The 675-nt window shown below is 53.0% G+C and carries 1 rRNA gene; it reads right to left on the minus strand.

Features of this window, described 5'->3' with window-relative positions:
• Nucleotides 1-675: ribosomal RNA gene (locus E6C74_RS20945) — 16S ribosomal RNA — on the minus strand; the annotation flags it as partial.

Raw genomic sequence — 675 nt, forward strand, 5'->3', positions numbered from 1 at the left:
ACTCGCTGGCAAACAAGGATAAGGGTTGCGCTCGTTGCGGGACTTAACCCAACATTTCACAACACGAGCTGACGACAGCCATGCAGCACCTGTCTCTCAGTTCCCGAAGGCACAAGACTGTCTCCAGTCTCTTCTGAGGATGTCAAGAGTAGGTAAGGTTCTTCGCGTTGCATCGAATTAAACCACATGCTCCACCGCTTGTGCGGGCCCCCGTCAATTCATTTGAGTTTTAATCTTGCGACCGTACTCCCCAGGCGGTCTACTTAACGCGTTAGCTCCGAAAGCCACGGCTCAAGGCCACAACCTCCAAGTAGACATCGTTGACGGCGTGGACTACCAGGGTATCTAATCCTGTTTGCTCCCCACGCTTTCGCATCTGAGTGTCAGTATCTGTCCAGGGGGCCGCCTTCGCCACCGGTATTCCTTCAGATCTCTACGCATTTCACCGCTACACCTGAAATTCTACCCCCCTCTACAGTACTCTAGCCTGCCAGTTTCAAATGCAATTCCGAGGTTGAGCCCCGGGCTTTCACATCTGACTTAACAAACCACCTGCATGCGCTTTACGCCCAGTAATTCCGATTAACGCTCGCACCCTCCGTATTACCGCGGCTGCTGGCACGGAGTTAGCCGGTGCTTCTTCTGCAGCTAACGTCAAACGAATGCGCTATTAAC

It is taken from the genome of Vibrio sp. H11, from assembly GCF_004804295.1.
GTDB lineage: Bacteria > Pseudomonadota > Gammaproteobacteria > Enterobacterales > Vibrionaceae > Vibrio > Vibrio ostreae.